The organism is Streptosporangium nondiastaticum (genome assembly GCF_003011965.1).
GTDB classification, from domain to species: domain Bacteria; phylum Actinomycetota; class Actinomycetes; order Streptomycetales; family Streptomycetaceae; genus Streptomyces; species Streptomyces nondiastaticus.
On record NZ_PXWG01000245.1, the window covers coordinates 1 to 4691 of the forward strand.

Below are 4691 nucleotides of genomic sequence, written 5' to 3' on the forward strand. Positions count from 1 at the left end.
CGGTTCCCCCTCGCCGAGGGGGAACCGGGCCTCCGGGCCGCGGGTGCGCGGGATCAGAAGCGCGGGCGGCGGAACCAGTCCTGCGAAGCCTGCTTGGCCGCGAAGACGATCACGAGGATCGACAGGATCAGCGCGATGAGGCCGACACCGTAGAAGACGATGCACACCAGGCCGCTGATGATGCCGAACGCCGCATAGACGATCGAGCCGACGCGGACGCCATTGCCGCCCTTGGCGTAGCGCACCGCGAGAATGATGCCGATGATCGCGAAGACCACGGCCAGGGCGGCGAGGAACGCGAAAACGCCCTTTCCGGCGTCGAAGGCCACATCGGCGTCCACGGTGTCGCCCTGGGCGGTGGTGACGGTGCCGCCCCCGTGGGTCTTCTTCGCGTCACTGATCGCGGCGACCGCGGCGACGCACAGGCCCGCCACGATCACGTGCACCGCGGCGATCGCGTACAGCATGATGCGGGCCGCCTTGGTGATGCCCGGCATCACCTGCGGGCCCTGCGGCGCGCCGGCGTAACCCCCCTGCGCCTGCGGGTAGGGGGCGTAGGGCTGGCCGGGCTGGGCGCCCTGGGGCTGCTGCGGATAGCCGTAACCGGGCGCCTGCTGGGGCGCGCCGTACGGGTTGTTCTGATCGCCGAAGCTCATGGCTGGCTAATTCCTCCGTTGGTGTCGTGCGGGGACGGCGCGGGCATTCGGAGGAGAGTTGTGTCGGCGGCTCGCCCCCGTTTTCGCCCGCGGCACGCGGATCATCGTTATCGGGGCTGTGACTTTTGTCCAGCCGATACCCCTATCGGCGGGGCTGCAGGGGCTCCCGCGAATAACCGGTGCGAATTCGTCACCAACTGCGGGCCGCCCTGATTGGAACCATGGCCACCCCATCCGGGAGGATGGTGTCATGACCGCCCAGATTCTCGATGGCAAGGCCACGGCAGCAGCGATCAAGTCCGAACTCACGGCGCGCGTGGAGGCGCTGAAGGCCCGCGGCGTCCAGCCCGGTCTCGGCACCCTCCTCGTCGGCGACGACCCCGGCAGCAAGTGGTACGTGGCCGGCAAGCACCGCGACTGTGCCGAGGTCGGCATCGCGTCCATCCAGCGCGAACTGCCGGACACGGCCACGCAGGAGGAGATCGAGGCGGTCGTCCGCGAGCTCAACGACAACCCCGAGTGCACCGGTTACATCGTCCAACTCCCCCTCCCCAAGGGCATCGACACCAACCGCGTCCTGGAGCTGATGGACCCGGCCAAGGACGCCGACGGCCTGCACCCGATGAGCCTGGGCCGTCTGGTGCTCAACGAGCCCGGCCCGCTGCCCTGCACCCCCAACGGCATCATCGAGCTCCTGCGCCGCCACGATGTGGAGCTGAACGGCGCCCACGTGGTCGTCGTCGGCCGCGGCATCACCGTCGGCCGCTCGATCGGCCTGCTGATGACCCGCCGGACCGAGAACGCCACGGTCACCCTCTGCCACACCGGCACCCGTGACCTCTCCGCGCAGCTGCGGCAGGCCGACATCATCGTCGCGGCGGCGGGCGTGGGCCACCTGATCAAGCCGGAGGACGTCAAGCCCGGCGCGGCCGTGCTGGACGTCGGCGTCAGCCGCGACGGCGAAGGCAAGATCATGGGCGACGTCGACCCGGCGGTCGCCAAGGTCGCCGGCTGGGTCTCCCCGAACCCGGGCGGCGTCGGCCCGATGACCCGTGCCCTGCTGCTGGTGAACGTGGTGGAGGCCGCGGAGCGGGGTGCCGGCGGCGGCAATGCGGGCTGAGCCGGCGGGGGTCGCCGGGCCGGAGGGGCCGGGTGGGACGGCCGGGTCCCACGGGCCGTCCGGATCGTCCGGATCATCCGGGGCCGGCGGGTCGTCCGGGGCGAATGGAGCCGGCGGGTCGTCCGGGGCGAACGGGGCCGCCGGGGCCGGCGAGCCCCGGCGAGAGCCCGGGGCCGGCCGAGGCCGCCGCTTCCAGCTCACGCGGGACACCGCCCGCCCCGAGGGCGGCGGGCGCGCCGCCCCCGGTGACGCCCCGGCGCCGGCGCGCCAGTGGCCGCTGCTCGCGGTCATGGGCGCGACCGGGCTCGGGCTGCTCATCGTCGCCGCGGGCGCGTTCCGCGTCGGGACGCTGCTGATCGGGCTGGCGATGATCGGCGGCGCGGTGCTGCGCTGGGCCCTGCCCTCCGTGGGCATGCTGGCCGTGCGCTCCCGCTTCACGGACATGATCACGTACGGCGGGCTGGGGGCGGCGATCCTGCTGCTGTCCCTGATGGCGCAGCCGCACCCGTGGCTGAAGGTGCCCTTCCTGGAGGACATCCTCCACTTCACGGTCTAGAGGGTCCGGGCGGTCTGGACGGTCTAGACGCGGCGTTCTTGTTTGCCCGGCTCTGACCGATTTCGAGTAGCTTGATGACGAGGTGATCCCTTTCCTGCCCCCTGGGCGGGGAAGGGCCGGTGCTGCCCGCGAGAGGGACGGTCCCCGTCATGGCCAAGATCAAGGTAGTCGGCCCGGTCGTCGAGCTCGACGGCGACGAGATGACCCGGATCATCTGGCGGTTCATCAAGGACCAGCTGATCCTGCCCCATCTCGACGTCGACCTGAAGTACTTCGACCTGGGCATCGAGCACCGCGACGCCACCGGCGACCAGGTGACCGTCGACGCCGCGCACGCCATCCTGGAGCACGGCGTCGGGGTGAAGTGCGCGACGATCACGCCGGACGAGGCGCGGGTCGAGGAGTTCGGCCTCAAGGCGATGTACCCCTCGCCCAACGGCACCATCCGCAACATCCTCGGCGGTGTGATCTTCCGCGAGCCGATCATCATGGGGAACGTGCCCCGGCTCGTCCCCGGCTGGACGAAGCCCATCGTCGTCGGCCGTCACGCCTTCGGCGACCAGTACCGCGCGACGGACCTGAAGGTCCCCGGCGCGGGCACGCTCACCATGACCTTCACCCCGGAGGACGGCTCGGAACCCGTCGAGCTGGAGGTCTTCGCCTTCCCGGGCCCCGGGGTCGCCCTGTCGATGTACAACCTGGACGCGTCGATCCGCGACTTCGCGCGCGCCTCGTTCCGCTACGGCCTGGACCGCGGCTACCCCGTCTACCTGTCCACCAAGAACACGATCCTGAAGAAGTACGACGGCCGGTTCAAGGATCTCTTCCAGGAAGTCTTCGACACCGAGTTCAAGCAGGAGTTCGACCGGGCGGGGCTGACGTACGAGCACCGGCTCATCGACGACATGGTCGCGTCCGCGCTGAAGTGGCCCGGCGGCTACGTGTGGGCCTGCAAGAACTACGACGGCGACGTCCAGTCCGACACCGTCGCCCAGGGCTTCGGCTCGCTCGGCCTGATGACCTCGGTCCTCATGACGCCCGACGGCCGCACGCTGGAGGCCGAGGCCGCGCACGGCACCGTCACCCGCCACTACCGCCGCCACCAGCAGGGCAAGGAGACCTCCACCAACCCGATCGCCTCGGTCTTCGCCTGGACCCGGGCCCTGGCCCACCGCGGCAGGCTGGACGGCACGCCCGAGGTCACCGCCTTCGCGGAGACGCTGGAGCGGGTGTGCGTCGAGACCGTCGAGAGCGGGCGGATGACGAAGGACCTGGCGCTGCTCGTCGGCGAGGAGACCCCCTGGCTGACGACCGAGGAGTTCCTCGCGGCGCTCGACGCGAACCTGCGGCGGAAGCTGGTGCCCGCGGCCGCCGTGTGAGCGGCCGCGGTGGCCGGTCCTCCACCCCCGTGGGAGGACCGGCCACCGCCCGGATAAGAGGATCTTGAACCGGTGGACCGGTTTCAAGATCTTCAAGCCTGCTGTGTCCGGGAAGTGACGGATCCGCGACGAGTTCGCCGTCCCGTATCAGTTGTGCAGCAGATGTGACAAGAGCGCATGCCGGGGCCCTCGATTAACCCAAATGCCACGATGCGCCCCGCCTGTGGGAACTGTCATGCTGGATTGCGGCATCCCCCTGGGTAGCCAGCACCGGGGCTGCGGACGGGGGCGCCGCGCCACGGCACGTCAGGAAACCGGTGCGCCGGCAGGCCGGCACGGCAGTACGTCAGCACATCAGTACGTCACGGCAGGGGTCACGGAACGGGAAGAGACCCGTACGTATCGGGGGACAGGGGAGTGCAATGCCTCGTTGGAGGGCGCTACCGGAGGAACTCGACCCGGAAGTGCGTGAATTCACCGAACAGCTGCGCAGACTCGTGGAGCGCAGCGGACTGAGCATCGGTGCCGTCGCGGACCGCACGGGGTACAGCAAGACGTCGTGGGAGCGCTATCTCGGCGGGCGGCTGCTGCCGCCGCTGGGGGCCGCCGAGGCGCTCGCCGAAGCGACCGGGACCGACGTGGTCCACCTGAGCACGATGTGGGAGCTCGCCGAGCGGGCGTGGAGCCGCAGCGAACTGCGGCACGACTCCACGGTGGAGTCGGCACGGATCGCCCGGGCGCGGGCCGCGCTGGGCGAGTTCGGCCCGCCGCCGGACACGGTGCAGGGGCCGGTGCAGGGCACCGTGCAGGCTTCCCGGGCCGACGGGCAGCCGGGCGCGGTCATCTCGGAGCCGCTCTGCCACGAGGCGGCGCGCCGGGCGTCGGCGGAGGAGAGCGCTTCGGGCGCCGCGGGGCCCGGCGCCTTCCCGGGCGCCTCCGCCCCCGCCTCCCCCTCCGGCCCCGCTGACCCGTCCGGCGCG

The 4691-nt window shown here is 71.2% G+C and carries 5 protein-coding genes; 4 read left to right on the forward strand and 1 reads right to left on the reverse strand.

The features are described from left to right. Positions 1-53 precede the first annotated feature (53 nt). Positions 54-656, reverse strand: coding sequence for a hypothetical protein (locus tag B7P34_RS35055; protein WP_106682179.1), 603 nt, complete (start codon positions 654-656; stop codon positions 54-56). Positions 657-906: 250 nt separating this feature from the next. Between B7P34_RS35055 and B7P34_RS35060 the strand changes: the two genes are divergently transcribed. The 4 genes from B7P34_RS35060 to B7P34_RS39135 form a co-directional block, all read left to right on the forward strand. After that, positions 907-1776, forward strand: a complete 870-nt coding sequence (locus tag B7P34_RS35060) for a bifunctional methylenetetrahydrofolate dehydrogenase/methenyltetrahydrofolate cyclohydrolase (protein ID WP_106682180.1) — start codon at positions 907-909, stop codon at positions 1774-1776. A 289-nt stretch (positions 1777-2065) separates the two neighbouring features. Then, the gene (locus tag B7P34_RS39130) at positions 2066-2332 is read left to right on the forward strand and encodes a DUF3017 domain-containing protein (protein WP_223268566.1); all 267 of its coding nucleotides are present in this window, start codon (positions 2066-2068) and stop codon (positions 2330-2332) included. Positions 2333-2481: 149 nt separating this feature from the next. Further along, entirely contained in the window at positions 2482-3711 is a 1230-nt protein-coding gene (locus B7P34_RS35070; protein WP_106682182.1) for an NADP-dependent isocitrate dehydrogenase, read from the forward strand. A gap of 464 nt (positions 3712-4175) precedes the next feature. Further along, positions 4176-4691: helix-turn-helix domain-containing protein (locus B7P34_RS39135; RefSeq protein WP_223268567.1), on the forward strand; the 516-nt coding region annotated here is incomplete at its 3' end.

Bases quoted from the DNA above. Each gene is read 5' to 3' on its own strand.
- B7P34_RS35060 (WP_106682180.1), top strand. From the start codon at position 907: ATGACCGCCCAGATTCTCGATGGCAAGGCCACGGCAGCAGCGATCAAG.
- B7P34_RS39130 (WP_223268566.1), top strand. From the start codon at position 2,066: ATGGGCGCGACCGGGCTCGGGCTGCTCATCGTCGCCGCGGGCGCGTTC.
- B7P34_RS35055 (WP_106682179.1), bottom strand. From the start codon at position 656: ATGAGCTTCGGCGATCAGAACAACCCGTACGGCGCGCCCCAGCAGGCG.
- B7P34_RS35070 (WP_106682182.1), top strand. From the start codon at position 2,482: ATGGCCAAGATCAAGGTAGTCGGCCCGGTCGTCGAGCTCGACGGCGAC.